Source organism: Mucilaginibacter sp. SG564, assembly GCF_013149275.1.
Taxonomy (GTDB): Bacteria; Bacteroidota; Bacteroidia; order Sphingobacteriales; family Sphingobacteriaceae; genus Mucilaginibacter.
This window is the reverse complement of record NZ_JABGNA010000006.1, coordinates 60,700-78,573: the sequence shown is the minus strand read 5'-3', so window position 1 is coordinate 78,573 and position 17,874 is coordinate 60,700. Positions and strand designations below refer to the sequence as shown.

Genomic DNA, 17,874 nt, shown 5'->3' with positions numbered 1-17,874 from the left:
AAGAAAGATATGAAAACTTTAAAAATGAAAAGCATCATTAGCTGCTTACTGGTCTTTGTGATCTTGCCGGCAGGATGCAATAAAGTACTAAATGAGCAGCCCCGCAGCAGCTTTACACCTGATTATTTTAAAACCATAGATGGCGTTAATGGTGGCTTAACTGCGATGTACGCGCATCTTCGTAATATATACGGACAAGCTTATTATTATAACTCTGGGGTTACCGGTACTGATGAAGCTACCTGGGGACAAAGTGCTGATGGAAATTTTAAAGATATGGATTGTTCCGGCGTGGGAATAATTCAATCAACCAGTTACCCTACAAGCATCATATGGGGCGAGGCTTTCCCTAATATCAACACAGCCAGTGGGGTTATTGAAAACGCAAGTTCTGCTGGTTTATCTAACGCGTTGATTGCAGAAGCACGTTTTTTCAGGGCATTTGATTATTTTTTACTGGTACAAACCTATGGAGGTGTTCCACTTGATTTAGGTGCCGGCGAACTGAAATTCAATACATCGCCAATCAGAACATCAAAACGCAACACTGTACCGGAAGTTTACACAAAAGCCGTCTTCCCGGATCTGCTTCAGGCCATAAATGATCTGCCGGATGTTGGTCGGGTAGTCGGCGGTTTAACTAAAACAACAGCCCGTTTTTATTTGTCAAAGGCTTACCTTACCTATGCCTGGTGGCTTCAAAACCCTAATAATATTCCTACCTATCCTGCAAGTAACAGGACAGACCCGGATGGGCATGACGCACAATGGTATTTTCAGAGCGCCTATGATATTTCAACAACTGCTATTGATAATCCGGCTGCTTTTGGCTTACAGCCAACTTTTTATGATGTAAACGTGGGTTCAAATGATCGCAATAATGAAATTCTTCTTTATGCCGATCACACACAAACCAGTGAGAAATATAACGGTACCAGTTTGACTTACGGCACTGGCGGCGCACCTGATAATTTTGCCGGTTGGATGATGACCTGGAACTATCCTAACATTCAAAGCTCTGGCACCAATTCGGTTCAACGGGAGGCAGAGCAACATCTTGGCCGTCCGTGGGTACGTATGGCGCCAACTATTGAAGTGATTAAAAATACCTTCGCCGATAAGGTTAATGATTCCAGGTACGACGGAACGTTTACAACGGTTTACCGCGGAAATTGGCCTAAAGCAGGTATTACAGCAAAAACATTAGTTAATGCAAATGGATTATCTATTGCCCCCGGCGATGCTGTTTTAAGTTTTCTTGATAATGATAATCCTGCCGTAGCATATGCTAACGCAAACGGTAATGTAGGAGCGGGAATATTACCGGGAAGGGCAGATTTTGTAGTTAATCCCGGAGGTATCAGCAGGATCATATACCCTGGGCTGTGGAAATTGGGGCCTTACCGTACCGATAATGCAGGTGGCCTTGGCCAGCCTAATGCCGGCAGTACCAGGCCTTATCCGATTGCCAAGTTTTCAGAACTTTACCTGATCGCGGCGGAAGCGGCAGTAAAAGGTGCGACTACAAAAGGCGGTAAGTCGGCACGGGAACTGGTAAACGTATTGCGTGCCCGGGCCGGAAAATGGCGCTTTAACAATAATGGTAATGTTAATAAAGTTGAAGATGATAGCCAGGTCATGACTGCTGCTACACCTGCCGTTATTGATATTAACTATGTACTGGCAGAACGATCACGCGAATTTTATGCTGAAGGCGGGCGTTGGTTTGATTTGGTAAGAACCCAAAAATGGGCCGAACTGGCGGCTTCCTATACCATCGGAGGTACAAACTTTGGCGACCATACGCCGATAAAGGTAACCAGAACAATTGACCCTCATTTGTATTTGCGTCCAATTCCGCAAGGGCAGATAGACGGCATGGTGATGAGTACAAGCGATAAAGCAGCTTATCAAAATCCGGGTTATTAATGATCAGTTAATGATTTAAGCCGTCTCACTCATCATGAGGCGGCTTTTTTATAAAAAATAAAAGGGAAATAAATTTATTACTTAATAAGATGAATATGAAAAGTTTAGTTACAGGTCTGATCATCCTATTAACAGGATGTATCTGCAAGGCACAAAGCAACCAATCTTCTGCGGCAGAAGATTTTAAGCCGTCAACACTTAACCAGCCAGGGCAGGAGTATCCTCAAGTCAATTCCCAGGGTTATGTACGTTTTAAAGTGAAAGCACTCAAAGCCGATAGCATCCGGGTAACATTGGGATTAGGAGGCCATAACGGAACAGTGCTTACAAAGAATGCCGAAGGCTACTTTGTTGGCACTACGGCAGGGCCAATGGATGAGGGTTTTCATTATTATCACCTGATTGTAGATGGAGGAGTTTTTAACGATCCTGGTACTTTAAATTTTTACGGTTCAACCCGCTGGGAAAGTGGTATCGAAGTTCCTGCCCATGATCAGGACTTTTATGCGCTTAGGGATTTGCCTCATGGCAATGTGCAGCAAGTACTTTTTTCATCTAAAAGCACAAACACTGTTCGCAGGGCTTTTGTATATACTCCCCCGGGATATGAAAAAGATAAGTCGCAACATTATCCTGTTCTTTATCTGCAGCATGGCTGGGGCGAAGATGAAACCGCTTGGAGTAATCAGGGGCATGCCAACTTAATTATGGACAACCTAATAAATGAAGGTAAGATAAAGCCTTTTATTATTGTGATGACCTACGGTATGACCAATGTGGCCAGAATGGGAGGGATTAGAAGCTTTAAGGTTGACACTTTTCAACGCGTTTTGACAGAAGAGTTAATTCCTTTTGTAGATGCCAATTTCCGGACAAAAGCAGATCGGATGCACCGTGCTATGGGAGGGCTTTCTATGGGCGGGATGGAGACTCATGCTATCACACTTGCCATGCCCGGTGAATTTGGGTATTACGCCCTTTTGAGCGGTGGTACCTTCAATTCGGCGGAATTAAAAGATAAGGCAAAGCCCCGGCTCATCTTTATGAGTTGTGGTAGCCGTGAAAAGCCAGATGGGGTTAATAATGCAGCAAGTGAATTAAAGAGCGCCGGTTATAACGCGGTATCTTATGTTTCCCCAAACACAGGTCATGAGTTTCTTACCTGGCGACGAGGTTTATATCAATTGGCACCGTTGCTTTTTCAAAATTGATAATATGAGATATTCAGGGGGTATGATAGGAATATATAACCCGATAGAGGCAAGGACAGATAATTGAATTGCAGCAAAAAGGCTTATGCATTGCATAAGCCTTTTTGCTGCAAATTGGTTGTTACCCTTACTTAGTTTTGGAAAGCTTGATGATATTTACAGAATATGGGGCAAAAGTTTGTGTAAAGCTTTTACCTAATCCATCAATCTTAGAATCCTCCGGAACAATCCTGGCAGGATCGTCTATGCTGTTAGTATCTGTTGGATTGTTGCCTTTTAAAACAATCTTTGTACCGGTTGCCGCTATGCTGCCGCCATTGATATTTACGGTAATTTCCTGTGGTGAGTTAATTGTGTTCACTACTTTCAGATAAATGTTTTTATCATCCTGAGTAGCTACGTAAAATAATGCCGGACGTTCAGCTTTTGGGCGGCGGGCATTCGGCGGGCGGCGGCTCATGCCTATGGTATCTTGTTCAGCGGGTTTTTGCATAGGGGCATTCTCTGCAGTTATGGGTACCACTTTGGTGCCAAGATAGTTGCCGAATAATTTCTGTACATAATAGGATGGAGAACCATAGCTTATTAAAGTATTATAGCCTATCAGATCAGAATCCCACTGCCAGGCCTTTGGCCTGCTTTCAGTAGCTTGGTTTACATTAACAAACAATGGAGCATAACACGAGCGTTGTACCAGGTCGCTGTTACGTTCCATGCCGGTCATCCAAGCGGCATCTCCAAGCGCGGCATTCAAATTGGTGGTTGGTGCACCTTCGCGTGTGGCCCATTCGCCAACGAAGATCTTCGGACTGGAAGAACGGTCATAGGTATCGTATTTTGCAGCATCTTCCTCCATCTCCCACGCAGACTGGTAATAGTGTTCATCTATCATTTCAGGTTTTACGCTTTTAACCCGGTCTGAGCGGTAACCTTCAATAGTTGAGATGCATCGTAATTGAGGATATTTGGTTTTAATAGCGGCCTGGAATTGTTTAAAGCGGCCTTCGTAGCTCCCTGAACGGTCAAACCAGTCTTCGTTACCAATTTCAATATCGGTTAGTTTAAATGGTGCCGGGTGTCCGTCTGCAGCGCGTTTTGCACCCCAGTAGGTTTTAATATCGCCCGTGCAATATTCAATTTCATCTAAGGCATCTTGTATATACGGCTCAAGTAAAGGGCCTGCATCCACATGATCGCCGCGTAACGAATAACCCGCGTACACGGCCAGCAAAGGCTCCATTTTTAAATCTTCGCACCATTCCAGAAACTCCAGTAAACCCATACCATCACTTGCCCTATAACCCCAGCTGCCGGCATGCCCCGGGCGTTGTTCCAATGGTCCTAAAGTTGTTTTCCAGGGAAAGGCATCGCCCAAATAAGGCCCTTCCAGGAAATTGCCGCCCGGGAACCGCAGAAATTTAGGCTTCATATCTGCCATCATTTGCATAATATCAGTACGATTGCCGTTTGGCCGGTTATTATAAGTTGGCGGGAACAAAGACACCAGATTAAAATAATAGGTACCTGTGCGCTTTGTTGATATAACAAAGCGGGCATTTGCAGTAGGTTTTATACCTGCAGATGTAGTTAATGTTAATTGATGTTTTTTCCAATAAATGCTTTTTTCCAGGTTAATAGTGCCTTTGGCATACACGGTTTGTCCGTCATTGCTCTCTATACTAATTTCAATAACGCCAGGGCCATTTTCTTTAAATGCAGGCGTTGCGGGCGGAGTAGCATCACGACGATTTCCACGTGGAATTTCGACGGTGCCTGTTTTAATATAAAAAGAACAGTTATAAGTTGTTGACGGTTTTACCGGGATACCCCAGTACCCCTCATTAGCAATACCGGCCCGGCCGCCATCCGCTTTTGCAACAGTAAGCTTTAAACAAGTAGTTAGCGCGCTGTTAATGGCATTTCTCCCTTGATCTGCGGGTACATTAGCGGGGTTTGCGCCAATCAGTTGAATAGAAGATTTTGTAGCACCCTCCTGAATTGCACTCCAACCGTCGGGCTTCTCAGGACTATCTTTAAATGTGCGGTTACGAATAAGCTCGGCATACAGGCCGCCATCATAGGAATGATTAATTTCTTCAGTCATCAATCCATATAGTTTTGGGCTTACATTTACACCCTTCGTAAGGTCGAGGTTAAGTTTTGTTTGCGCTTGCAGCACGCTAAATATGTTTAAACAACATAAGGATACAAATAGGTGTTTTCTCATCGAATTGATTTTAGGTTTTTATGGTAAGATATGATAGGATTTACGCTTTTATTATACTATAAGATTACTATTAATTATACTTTTTTTAAAGTTTATTACTCATATGGAAGAAATCAAAGTCTACATATCCGCCTGATGCTTTTGTTGAATAATTAAATAAGCCAAAACGATAACCCATAAAATGAGGAATGGTATAAGCCATTTGCAATGTACTACCTATTTGATCCCATTTATGGCCGTCAAGGCTGAAAAAAAATGTTGCTTTATCAGTCTTATTCTTAAAGTCGCAGCTGGTTTTAAGATATACGGTTTGTTGCTGTAGCGGTACCCTTGCCGCTTCTACAGCAAACCCTGTTTGGCCATCGACCATTACAATTGATTTAACGCCGTTACTTACTTTAACTCCAATCCAACCAAATTTTCGTTGCAATAAAAGGAGGCCGGCACAATCGCCATCATTCATATGAGTAACGTCAATAGAGGTAACACCGGTACACTCCGGCCCGATGGTACGTTGTGTCAGTGTATTACGAGCTAAAAATATGGAGGTATCCAATCGTCCGGTGGTTAGTCTCAAAAATCCCGGACGTGCTGTTAATGACCACAAGGCGTTATCCGGATTGTGGTTCCACTGCCATATTAATGGGAGTTTAGGATCGTTTTTCTTCCGGTTAAATTCATCGGAAGCAACAATCCCCGGAATCAAACTTTTATTTGCTGGTAAGTCAAGTGCGTCAGGAACATGATGATCTACACCAATTATCGGCCAGCTGTCTTCCCACTTTACCGGTACCAGATAGGGTATACGACCTACCGAGCCAAAATCACGGAACAGATAGGCGTACCAATTGCCTTTGGGCGTATTGATAAGGCCGCCCTGCGCAACTCCTTTATCCTGAAGACCGATACGGCCTTCATATGGCCCTGTTAGTTTATCTGCCCGGTGTATTAAAACGGTTCGCATGCCACCTTTTGGCCAACTGATATTGAAAAGGTAATACTTGCCATTAACTTTAAACATCTGTGAGCCTTCTGCCGGCAAACCAATATTAGGGCCAGCTGCAGCACTGGCATTTTCTATAATCACCTGAGGTTTGGTATCAGGTTTTATACCCGAAAGATCATTATTTAATTCTGCCAGCATGATTTTTCCACTACCAAATATCATGTAAGCCTTTCCGTCATCATCAAAAAAAAGCGAGTGGTCATGAAGCGAAGGTTTAAATGAAATAGCCTTCCAGGGGCCTCTTTCAACATCTTTAGTACTATAGATATAAGTTTTGCCTGTGGTGCCGGAAAATGTTGATACGTAAAAAGTACCATTATGATACCGAAGGCTACTTGCCCATGAACCTCGGCCATAAGTGCTTTTGCCATTGGTTAAGTTGAGTTCATCAACATCGTCCAAAGTGTTATAGGCATAATTGACTATTTGCCAGTTCACCATATCTTTAGATTTCATGATCGGCAGCCCGGGGCTCATGTGCATAGTAGTGCTGCTCATGTAATAGGTATCCCCAACCCTGATTATGGAAAGATCCGGGACATCTGCATATACGGTTGGGTTGGTAGCCTGTTGTGCGTAGGCGGGCAACGTAACCATGAACCACAACAAATAGGGAAGTGTTCGTTTTATTAGATTTTTACTTACCATGATCACGATTTAACAATGGTTAAAAATCATGATTAAACCGGTCAATAGGTATCACAAATGTTCATGAAGCTTAGCCAAATGTTTAAGGTAGAAAAAAGATTACTGACGATTAATATTCATGATAAGATTTGTAAAGGATACCTGTAGTTATGAAGGTGCTTCAGGGCACATTTGTGACAGACAATTAGACAAACGTTATACCTGTACTTTTTTATTGGTAATACCTTAGACTGATCAAATAATTAGGCCTTATCAGTAAGAATAGGGCCTATAATAAGCAACCTAAATAAATCAAAAACAAATACACTATGATAATTAAAACCAAAAGGTACTTAGCCTGCCGGAATTTGATCATTCCGGCATTAATTGTTGTTTCCTTTTTCAGCTTAGATTTAAAAAAAGATTCAAAAAACAGTTATTCGGCAATTAAACCAAAGCACGCGGATACGGTAACAAGAGGGTTGAAAGATTATTACAAAAGTTACTTCCCAATTGGTGTTGCCGTGAATATAGCGGCCATATCAGGTGCTGAAGCAGATTTGATTGAACATGAATTTAACAGTGTAACGCCTGAAAATGATATGAAGATGGGGCCAATTCATCCGCGTGAAAATGAATACAACTGGAAAAACGCCGACGCTATAGTGACCTTTGCTCAAAAACATCATATTAAAATAAGAGGGCATAATTTACTTTGGCATAATCAGGCGCCAGCCTGGATGTTTCGTGATAGCGTTGGTAACCTGGTTAGTAAAGAGGTTTTGCTGAAACGTTTAAAAGATCATATTACAACCGTTGTAAAACATTTTAAGGGCAAAATATATGCGTGGGATGTGGTTAATGAGGCCATTGATGATAATCCTTCAAATTATCTCCGTAATTCACTCTGGTACCAGATATGCGGTGAAGATTTTATTCCGAAAGCCTTTGAGTTCGCGCACGAAGCAGATCCCAACGCTGCCTTATATTATAATGACTACAATAGCGAAATTCCTTCAAAACGTGATAAAATATGTCGCTTGCTGAAAAGTCTTATCGACGCGAAGGTGCCTGTTAACGGTGTCGGGATGCAGGGGCACTGGAAAATGAATGATCCGACACCTGAGCAAATACGTGAGGCTATAGACAAGTATGCAGCTTTAGGCTTAAAAATACAGATTACCGAACTTGATATCACTATACGTAGCACCCGCCCGCCAAAGGGAGCTGATGTAAGTAAATTACCTGCCGATTCTGGTTATACAGCAAACATTGCAAGCCTTCAAAGCGCAAGATATAAAGCGATTTTTGACATTTTCAGAGATTACAAAAAGGTGATCACAGGTGTTACCTTCTGGAACCTGTCTGACCGGTACAGTTGGCTTGATTCCCGTGGTGGCGGCCTTGCCAGTGGTGCAGCGGCAAGCGATCCGGGAAGCCGTGTAATTCGTAAAGCCTATCCATTATTATTTGACGAAAATTTGCATCCTAAAAAAGCATACTGGTCTGTAGTGAATTTTTAAACCCAGATAGGTTTCGTAAATAGGCCCAGGTTTAAAATAGATTAACATTTGTGCTATAAAAATCGCCAAAAGTAATAGCTGTGAAATTTCTAAATGTTGAATTTTACAGAAGATTAATTCACCCGTCTTGGGGTCGGGGCATCTGTGTACTTCTCATGCAGAAACTTATTGGTTATAGTAAGGACGGCGCAAGGCTGTCCTTACTATTTTTTTAGTACTAATGGGTAGTAAGCTATCAAAGCAACTTAATAACAAAAAATAAAATGGTTCCAGATTTAGAAAAATGTTTCAGGTGGTTCGGCCCTGATGATCCGGTAACTCTTAATGCTATACGGCAAACTGGGGCTGTTGGTATCGTAACCGCACTGCATCATATACCTTGTGGTGATATATGGACAATTAATGAAATTCAAGAAAGATTAAGACTGGTGGAAAACGCTGGGTTCCGGTGGTCTGTTGTTGAAAGTGTAAATGTTCATGAAAGTATCAAAATCGGCGGAACTGAAAGGAATCATTTCATCGCAAACTACATCCAGACACTAAAAAACCTTGCAGAAGTTGGGATAAAAACGGTGTGCTACAACTTTATGCCGGTATTGGACTGGACGCGGACCAATCTGGATTATCGCTTGCCGAATGCCGCCTCAGCACTTTATTATAGTGCACCTGCGCTCGCTGCTTTTGATTTATACATTTTGAAACGGCCTGGGGCGAGTGACGACTTTACAGCAGCGCAACAGGTAGCTGCAAAAGCGTGCTTGGATGCCATGACTGCAGAGCAAACAAACGTACTCACCAACACGATTTTAGCGGGTTTGCCCGGAACAGATGAAGTGTTCACGACAGCTGAATTTCATGAGTACCTGCAAAAATACCAGTCGATTAATAAAGCGGTATTACAGGAAAACCTGGCTTACTTTCTGCGTGCTATTATTCCGGTAGCAGAAGCCTTAGGCATAAAGATGTGTATTCATCCCGATGACCCTCCGTTTCCCATTTTAGGACTGCCACGTGCAGTTTGCAATGAGGAAGATTTGCATTTTATCATCAACGCTTGTCTTTCCCCTGCAAACGGGATAACGCTTTGTACAGGTTCGTTAGGCGCCAACCCACAGAATGATATACCAGCCATCATATCGCGCCTGGGCAGACACATGCATTTTTTGCATTTGCGTAATGTGCAACGATTGCCCGATGGCAGCTTCTATGAGACAAATCATTTGGCTGGAAGCACCAATATGTACGAAGTGATGCGCGCTGTTATTTTAGAACAGCAGAAACGGGTGGATAATAAGAGGGGAGACGTTGCCATTCCCCTCCGTCCTGATCATGGCCATAAATTGCTTGATGATTTTAATTATAATACCTATCCAGGTTATTCCGTTATCGGACGGTTGAAAGGATTGGCAGAATTGCGAGGACTGGAAATGGGTATTAAGATGGAAATCAACAAAAGTTTAAGTTTAACTACTTTAATATGATTTTACATTATTTAGTGTGTTAAACACCGCTATTGATAGAAAAGCCGCCGTCAATATTAATGATCTCGCCGTTAACAAAACGGGATGCATCGCTAAGTAGCCAAATCAAGGCACCTACCAGTTCTTCCGGATCTCCAAAGCGTTTGTATGGCGTTTGTTTTAACACCAACTCACCACGCTCAGTATAAGAGCCATCTTCACGGGTAAGTAGTGTGCGGTTTTGTTCTGTAAGAAAGAAGCCGGGCGCAATGGCATTAACCCGTAATTTATCTCCATAACGATTTGACAATTCCAGCGCAAACCATTTTGTGTACATATCAATAGCAGATTTTGCCAAACTGTAGCCCAACACTTTGGTAATGGCCCGTTGTGATGCCATCGATGATATGTTAACAATGCTTCCCCCGCCTTGTCTGGCAATTACTTTACCAAATACCTGGGTAGGTAGCATAGTACCGAAAAGGTTTAATTCAATTAATTGGCGAAGGCCTTCAAAATTCAATGAAAAAATATCATCGGATGGTTGGATGACCCCGGCGGGCATATTGCCTCCGGCGGCGTTTACGATTCCATCTATACGGTGAAATGTCCGGAGTAAAAGATCCCGTGCAGCTATTAGCTCGTTTTCTTTAGTGACATCGGCCACCAGAACCAGGGCTTTCACGCCGTAAGCTTCGGCCTCGACAACCCGCTGTTCGGCAATCTGTTCGTTTCTTCCCAAGATACCAACATTGCCACCTGCCGCGGCAATTCCATGAATAAATGCACGTCCCAGGATGCCTGTTCCTCCTGTAACCACGAATACCTTATTTTTTAATGAAAAACTGTTCATAGATAATTATAAAATTTATTCCGCTCATTTAACAAGACACTTCGTGTCCCCGGGTATGTTGATATATTCTTTTAAAGCTAAAAAAACGAAATTCCGTTATTGACTGATCTTTAATTTCAATATAACTGTAAAAATAAGTTCGTACGAATTTGGGCAATCTATCATTTGTTGAAACTTTTAGTACATATGTTCAATGTCTTCATTATTTTAATTCTAATAAAAGCCATCGTGTAAATGGCTTTTATTAGTGTTTTTCGCTTAGTTATAACGTAGCCAGACATCCTTTGCGCTGGCGGGTTTATCTAAACCTATTAATAATGTCAAGACGTTTTATCAATTCCTGATATTTATCATTCTGTGGTATTCGATTCTGAAAACAGGAATTCCAACATCTTGATAAACTGCTCCGCCTGGACAGTTGTCAGCAAATGCCTTGTATTTTTTGATATAACTTTTCACTGTGTTTCTGGAAATGGCTAATTGCCGGGAGGTTTGTCTGATATTGATTGCTCCGTTTAAAAGCATGCGACCAATAGATATTTGTTTTTTCTCAGGGTCTTTGTACGCGCCATACTTAAAAATTTAGTGTACCGACAGTAATTACCTAATAAAACTTCGTTATGTTAATATGGTTTCCAAAGACGTTTTAATGCGCAATTTAAGTTATACCTTAAAATTGTATTATTTTAAGGTAGTCAATATCATTCGAGATGAGTTTTAATGCCATAACTAAAGCACACGGTTAATCTGAAACATTTTTCCAGCTAAGAACATTATATTTTGTTCTTTTTTCATTTTCAGCACCGCCATAAATCAGCGTTTTACTTACTTCGGCTGGAGCAGCGATTTCTTCAAAACGATCCATTTCTTTAAATAAGCCGGGACTAATGGTTTGAGTTGCCTTGATCTCAAAAATGGAAAAGCCTTGCCCTTTTGTCATCAGCAGATCAACCTCATGGGCATTACTATCCTGCCAGAAATAATAATCCTGGTGCAGATATAAGTGATGGTTCTTTTTTTGATATTCAGCCAGTATCATATTCTCAAATATGTGCCCTTTCAATCTGTTCTCTTCCAATTCTTCAGAAGTTCTTATTCCTAACAAATGATTTAACAGGCCGGTATCGTAAAAATACAATTTGGGGCTTTTGACCAGGCGCTTATTGAAGTTTTGATGGTAAGGCTGCAAAAGAAATATAATATAACTGCTTTCGAGTATTGATAACCAAGCTTTGGCTGTATTATGAGAAATGTCACATTCATTCGCTAAAGCGCTAAAGTTTAACAATTGCCCTGCACGCCCCGCACACAAACCTAAGAATGTCCGAAAAAGTTTCAAATCCCTGATATTCATTAATTCCGTTACATCTTTTTCTATATAGGTTTGAATGTAATTTGCATAAAAGACAACAGGATCAATATCCCTATCGAAGATAGCCGGATAGAAACCCTTAATGCAGGTTTGGGTATAGGAATCTGCTAATAAGTCCCCGCGCTTTAATTCAGTAAAATCCAAAGGAAGTAATTTGAATAGAGCTACTCTGCCGGCCAGGGTTTGAGTAATGCTATTTAACAAATGGAAGTTTTGTGAGCCTGATAGAATGTATTGTCCCATTATTTTGGATTCATCAACCCTGCTCTGTATATAAGAAAACAAAGCCGGTGCTCGTTGGACCTCATCCAAAATAACTTTCTGATCGTATTGATTCAAAAAAGCAACAGGATCTTCTAATGCAAATGAACGTGTATTTGGATTTTCCAATGTTACATAACGGTAATCACTAAAAAGCTCTTTTAACAAGGTTGTCTTACCTGATTGCCGGGGACCAGTAACAGCTAAAACAGGGAATTTTGTTTGTTGGGCCTTAATAATAGGTGCTATCTGTCTTGGTATAAATTTGCTCATCTGGTATAAAATTACAGACAAACTTACAATTTACATAGCACAAACTTACAATTTACATAAACCTAATTGACAATATACATAAAAATAGAATGCCTCTGTAGATAATCTAAGGGATGCAGGTATCTCGGAAAAAGTATTTGTATATAATTTAATTGATAACCGTGATTGGGGCGTGTTCAAATATAAAATTTAAAATCCGTTCGCCACTTTGAGTTACATGAGAAACATACTGTCCAGTTCGGAATGTGTAGGGCGTGCAGTTTGAGCGCTTGTGAACAACCGAGCCTTATTCAACGCTTAAGCAACAAAAGCGCTTAGCCGGATCAAATGTCAAGGGCGGGCCAACCGCTGGAAGCGGACACAACGGCCCGCTTGTGTACCCTTGACGTTTGATTCCGGCGTGGGCTATCTTCGCACCTGCGGTGAATAAGGATTTTATTTTTTCTCACCAGGAGGAAAAATCCACAATGTATAACTCCGGCTTGTCAATTAAACAACCGTTGCTTTTTATTCCAAATTTCCAGGTATAGTGCCTTTTTTTCGGGGCTCAGGAATGATGCTTCAATCATCTTACCAACCTCCTTATTATCGGAGGAAAATTTGTTATAGGTATTCCGAACGGCGGTTTCAGGTATATTCATACTTCTTGCCAACACATCAAAATCAGATAATCCAATTCTTTTCTTTTTGCCGTTTATTGTCAGGGCCAATTCTTCATCGTCCTGTGGATTAACAAGATTTACATTGATCAGGTCATAGGCAGGGCTTAGGCTTACTCCTTCGTCCCCGTACAGCACAGAGAAGTTCTTCAGGTGCATATCATTGTTGCCTGTCAAAAAAGAAAATAACACCAGTTCAAAATAAGTCAGCGCATCAAAACCAGTTTGAGTACAGTATTTCAGGATAAGCTTACCGATCTTTTCATAAGATCCCTTGTATTTATTTTCCGTTAAAAATTCAGAAAGCTGGCAGAAATCTTCCATGTGAGCCTTATGGCCTTTCACCCGGTCAAATCTACGGGCAAGATAAACCAAACTGCCGTCTGATGCCTCCATTAAAGTATGATCGCAAGTTGGCATTTTAAACAGGCTTGCCAAATGCATAGTCAGATCTTCTGATTGCGGCATTTCTGGAAAACCAGGATGTTGTGGTTTAAGTATGTATTCTCCCCAAAGTCCTACTATAGTCAGGCGGTTGTGCTCCTTCGTCTTTTTTAGGGTAACAGAAAGCTTGGGCTGAACTCCGGTCACAGCGATCCTTTCGTTGATGGTTTGTTCGCCCAACGTTTTCAAAAGTTTATTATTCAATTCCAGCTCAGGCACTTTAGCCGTACCGAAAAATCGCTTTGAACATTTTTCATGATAAGACGATGTACCTGCATCCTGATAACAAAACCAACAATTTGCCATAGCTTAATCTATTTCGGGAATAACCGTTACAGCTCCGATTGCATCCCTGCATGTTAATAGTAATAATTCAAACCGGTCATTGCTTTTGACCTTCCAGTGTGTAGTTGCCAAATCCAGCAGCCAACCTTCCGGTATCAAGCCATCGAAAAAAGCAAATAATACTTTACTTTCATATTTCCGGGTTGACAATGGTAGTGTTAAGCTTACCGGCTTTGCGTTCTTATTCTCTAAATAATCAGCCTGGTAAGTAAATTCGTAACCATCATCAGTTTCCGCTAGCACACCAGCCAGCGTGTCCTGAAAATACACCAAACCTTTCCTACTCATCATTTTTTACTTTTAATACCACTCCGAGTTCTGCGCCAAATAACATCAACACCTGATTTACTTTATCCATCCGCAATGTTGGTTTTCCCTGTTCCATCTCACGAACGACCCTAAGTCCGACTCCCGCTTTAGATGCCAGGTCTTCCTGTGTGAGATTTAGTGATTTCCTTTTCTTCTTCAAATACTCAGATAACATATTTATACCCTTTCGGGTACAAATATAAATAAATTTTATTAACTATACCCTATCGGGATTATATCGTCTATTAATATCATAATTATACCCTGTCGGGACTATATGGCAAAGTTGTGCTTGTTCTATACCCTATCGGGATTATTGGTTAGTTAAAAAATCATGTTTAACTAGTTGCAGGTTAGTCTATGTATTCAGTCTACAACAATTAAAAAATTTCAACTTTCGGCAGCAACTTAAGTTACTGTCGAAAGTTTGAAGGTATAAAACGTTAAAATCCGGTTTGTCGATAATGTTTCACATTCACTTTGTTATCAATCAAAAAACTCCCTTAGTCAGGGTTAGTCCGTTTTGTTTCGTTAAGGATTATTTGTTTAAACACCAACAACAAGTACTCTTATTCACCACCTATGCGACCAAAAGTGGGGCCGGATAACACGTCAAGGGCGGGCCAGCCGATGAAAGTGGACAAAACAACCTGCTTGTATTACCCTCGATGTGTTATTCCGGCGTGGGCTATCTTTTGCTGCGCCGGGTGAAATATGAACCGTTTTTAGGAATGGCCAAGCGCAAATCCGTCATGAGCGCAGCGAATTTCGGTTTTGCTGTGCTGAGGCTGTAGGCGGAATGGAAACCGGAGCAAAGTGCGTGGTGTAATGCAGCTGCCTGCCGAAACACGGGGATTAGCTTATAGCATGGCCGTTTATAGTAGCTTCCTCTTTTTTTATCCATGCAACTATTTCAAGGGCTTTGTCCCTGCCGACTTTGACAGGCTCGTCGGTTTGGGGCAGGACTTCCAAAAACACCCCTCTGCCGCGCCTTTGCCAACTCCTGACGGCTTGGCGGCTAATAATGTAGGAGCGGCTGGCCCGGTAAAAATAGTCCGGGTCCAATTGCTTTTCTATTTTATCCAGTGATTGCCAAAAAATGAAAGCCCTGCCGTTATGTGCCCGTAACAAAGTGTCTTTTTCCTTGCGGAAGAGATAAGCAATTTCGCTAACCTGCACCTTAATTTCTTCCTTTCCATCCGGGATCTGTAAATAAAGATAATCTGTAAAAGATGGTTTTTCTTGTTCTTTTACTTCGACATCTTTTACTTCGATTTCCGTTGATTCAGCGTTTAGTCGTCTCTTTAAAAACCAGCCGATAGAACTGGCCAGGTAAATCAAATTGAGGATCAGGGCAATATCCATCATTGCCTTGAACATGTAACGGTTATAAGCATACCGGATACTATGAATATCTGCTTCCAGATGCTGAAACCAAAACCAACTGATCAGGGCCGATACAGCTACCGGAATTATCCAGCCTATTAATAACTGCCCCAATATCCTATGGTAAAATCTCTCCTCCCACCTGTATTTACCATCCAGCCAGGAACTTATGCAAAAGATCAGCCATACCTGGGCGACAGCGATGGTAAAGATGACCGAAAAAGAATGAAGGAACCATTGATGTCTTATTAGTTTAAGGAAAGGCTCATCCGGGAACGGCCATAGAATATAGATGCTAACGGCGCAGGCAATCAGCGCCATCAGCAAGCTATCAGGATAAGGCCCCTCACTTTTAAACCAACCCAGTGTTGTTTCTTTTTTCATAAGGCGATAGATATTAATCTAAAATTACAAAAACACAATTGCTGAAATTGTGGATTTGCTCATTGCTTAAAAATAATGTACGGTTCATATCCCGATTTTGTACGGTTCAGGGAAAAAACATTTTCGGTGTCAAAAATTGTCACTGAAACGACTGTAATTTTGGATATGCAAAAAACCAGGAAATGAAAAAATCAGGAGAAATACCGGATACTGGACAGGATGCCCCAGCAAATTATTCACAAGAAAGCAGGTGGCTTAGAATAGCCAGGGCCTATCACCGTGTCCCCATATTAGGCAGGCTTCCCGCCCAGGTTTTAGGGAGGCTACTGGTAGGTGCGCTGGCCATTTTACTGGCCGTTCTCTTTCCGCAGAAAGATTGCACCTGTGAAGATCAGTTTACCGACCAAAAGCTGGAAGCAATGGCCCGGCAAGGGAACCGGGCAGTACAACGCTATCTCGCCCAAAAAGACAACCCGATCAACTGCGCGGGTAGAAGAAAGGAGCTTTTAGAACAGCTCGAAAAAGAAAAGAACAAAGGTCATCCGAAATGATAAATAAGGGTATATCAGGATAACAAATGTATGCATGGGGAATACCGGATTTTCATTGCGCCCTTTCCGGGCGATAAAGTGCAGAAAGCTAAGATGGCTGCCCCCAAAGGCTATTTCAGTCATCTATGCAAAAACCGGTCGGTATTGGTAAGTTTTTAACCGGATCATGCACAAGGAGCGCGGGTACAGCGATAAGTGCAAACTATTTCAACGGAGCGAGCCATGTCAAGGTTATGTGGCTTATTGAGCAACAATTAAAAGAAAATGTAAAGCCGATGAAAACGTTTAATGCAGCAAAGATCAGGGACATTGCAGGGAATCTCTCCCGATGGGCAATCTTAACCGCTATGGTAACGCTTTGCGCCCGTTTCTTCAGGTCTTACATGGCTGCATCATTAAGGTTTTATATTTTAACAGTAAAGCCACCCTTTATCTATGCTTATGCTCAAAAGAGAATTGTTAACCGTATTGCTCACCTCCGTAAGTTTGCCTTGTTCACGGGTAACCCGGATAGCCGTGCCGGGCTATCCGGGAAATGGTAACCGTTGCATCGGAGATGCAAAAGTTCCCGGTGAGGTCTGCCAAAAGACAAACCACAACATCATTCTATAAAGATAAAGTTTTTGGAGCCCTTTTTTGCTATTATAAAAAGTTCATCCCTGTGAAAAAAATCACGTTAAAAAATAAAAAAGTATGGCTGGGAGCTATGCTTTCATTCGCCTTCGTGGCAATTATAGGCGTAGCTTTTGCCTTTAAACCGGACGTTAAAAAAACAGTTCCGGTCAATACCACAAAGGCAGCAGCCCTGTATTGGTACCATGTAGATGCAAGTACCAATGAAACAACAGGAGCCTACTCTTACAACGATACCAAAGCAAATGTTATTAATGCCCAAAGTTGTAAGGACAATGCCAATCAGCCCATATGTTTATTTGGGTCTACAAACGCTTCATTACCGGTAGGCACCGATGTTGGGACGCCTGCTCCCGATAACAGGATACTGGAAAAGAATTAAGATACAGTTTCCGGTATATTTTACTGACAACGGAATTGG

15 protein-coding genes are annotated in these 17,874 nt (G+C 41.8%); 7 read left to right on the top strand and 8 right to left on the bottom strand.

All coding sequences use genetic code 11. The features are described from left to right. The first annotated feature begins 9 nt into the window (after positions 1-9). Positions 10-1,929 (top strand): RagB/SusD family nutrient uptake outer membrane protein, encoded by a 1,920-nt coding sequence (locus tag FHW89_RS14875; protein ID WP_172335856.1) that lies wholly within the window; start codon positions 10-12, stop codon positions 1,927-1,929. 95 nt (positions 1,930-2,024) lie between these two features. Then, positions 2,025-3,140, top strand: a complete 1,116-nt coding sequence (locus tag FHW89_RS14870) for an esterase family protein (RefSeq protein ID WP_253952242.1) — start codon at positions 2,025-2,027, stop codon at positions 3,138-3,140. Between the two features lie 127 nt (positions 3,141-3,267). On the opposite strand, the gene FHW89_RS14865 is transcribed toward FHW89_RS14870, so the two are convergent. Both FHW89_RS14865 and FHW89_RS14860 read right to left on the bottom strand, forming a co-directional pair. Next, positions 3,268-5,367: an alpha-L-arabinofuranosidase C-terminal domain-containing protein gene (locus FHW89_RS14865; RefSeq protein WP_172335854.1), complete on the bottom strand. Its 2,100-nt coding sequence runs from the start codon at positions 5,365-5,367 to the stop codon at positions 3,268-3,270. An 85-nt stretch (positions 5,368-5,452) separates the two neighbouring features. Further along, the gene (locus tag FHW89_RS14860; RefSeq protein ID WP_172335853.1) at positions 5,453-7,021 is read right to left on the bottom strand and encodes a glycoside hydrolase 43 family protein; all 1,569 of its coding nucleotides are present in this window, start codon (positions 7,019-7,021) and stop codon (positions 5,453-5,455) included. A gap of 308 nt (positions 7,022-7,329) precedes the next feature. On the opposite strand from FHW89_RS14860, the gene FHW89_RS14855 reads away from it, so the two are divergent. Next, positions 7,330-8,523 (top strand): endo-1,4-beta-xylanase, encoded by a 1,194-nt coding sequence (locus tag FHW89_RS14855; protein ID WP_172335852.1) that lies wholly within the window; start codon positions 7,330-7,332, stop codon positions 8,521-8,523. A 263-nt stretch (positions 8,524-8,786) separates the two neighbouring features. Next, complete coding sequence (gene uxuA, locus FHW89_RS14850; RefSeq protein WP_172335851.1) at positions 8,787-10,004, top strand: mannonate dehydratase; 1,218 nt, start codon at positions 8,787-8,789, stop codon at positions 10,002-10,004. A 19-nt stretch (positions 10,005-10,023) separates the two neighbouring features. Here the strand turns inward: uxuA and FHW89_RS14845 are convergent, their stop codons facing one another. The 6 genes from FHW89_RS14845 to FHW89_RS14820 form a co-directional block, all read right to left on the bottom strand. Continuing rightward, a complete protein-coding gene (locus FHW89_RS14845; RefSeq protein WP_172335850.1) occupies positions 10,024-10,836 on the bottom strand; it encodes an SDR family oxidoreductase in 813 nt (270 codons plus the stop codon). A gap of 742 nt (positions 10,837-11,578) precedes the next feature. Beyond that, positions 11,579-12,742, bottom strand: coding sequence for an ATP-binding protein (locus FHW89_RS14840; protein WP_172335849.1), 1,164 nt, complete (start codon positions 12,740-12,742; stop codon positions 11,579-11,581). 485 nt (positions 12,743-13,227) lie between these two features. Beyond that, positions 13,228-14,151 (bottom strand): HipA domain-containing protein, encoded by a 924-nt coding sequence (locus FHW89_RS14835; RefSeq protein WP_172335848.1) that lies wholly within the window; start codon positions 14,149-14,151, stop codon positions 13,228-13,230. Positions 14,152-14,154: 3 nt separating this feature from the next. Beyond that, positions 14,155-14,481, bottom strand: a complete 327-nt coding sequence (locus tag FHW89_RS14830) for a HipA N-terminal domain-containing protein (protein ID WP_253952241.1) — start codon at positions 14,479-14,481, stop codon at positions 14,155-14,157. Continuing rightward, on the bottom strand, positions 14,471-14,674 hold the full coding sequence (locus FHW89_RS14825) for a helix-turn-helix transcriptional regulator (protein ID WP_090463249.1): 204 nt from the start codon (positions 14,672-14,674) through the stop codon (positions 14,471-14,473). Before FHW89_RS14825 ends, FHW89_RS14830 begins: the two co-directional genes overlap by 11 nt. A 680-nt stretch (positions 14,675-15,354) precedes the next feature. Beyond that, the gene (locus FHW89_RS14820; RefSeq protein ID WP_172335847.1) at positions 15,355-16,269 is read right to left on the bottom strand and encodes a LytTR family DNA-binding domain-containing protein; all 915 of its coding nucleotides are present in this window, start codon (positions 16,267-16,269) and stop codon (positions 15,355-15,357) included. 182 nt (positions 16,270-16,451) lie between these two features. Here FHW89_RS14820 and FHW89_RS14815 point away from each other — a divergent pair, with 182 nt between their 5' ends. The 3 genes from FHW89_RS14815 (at position 16,452) to FHW89_RS14805 (ending at position 17,835) form a co-directional block, all read left to right on the top strand. Further along, complete coding sequence (locus FHW89_RS14815) at positions 16,452-16,820, top strand: hypothetical protein (RefSeq protein WP_172335846.1); 369 nt, start codon at positions 16,452-16,454, stop codon at positions 16,818-16,820. A 125-nt stretch (positions 16,821-16,945) separates the two neighbouring features. Further along, on the top strand, positions 16,946-17,362 hold the full coding sequence (locus tag FHW89_RS14810) for a hypothetical protein (RefSeq protein WP_172335845.1): 417 nt from the start codon (positions 16,946-16,948) through the stop codon (positions 17,360-17,362). Between the two features lie 119 nt (positions 17,363-17,481). After that, on the top strand, positions 17,482-17,835 hold the full coding sequence (locus tag FHW89_RS14805) for a hypothetical protein (protein WP_172335844.1): 354 nt from the start codon (positions 17,482-17,484) through the stop codon (positions 17,833-17,835). The last annotated feature ends 39 nt before the right edge of the window (positions 17,836-17,874 follow it).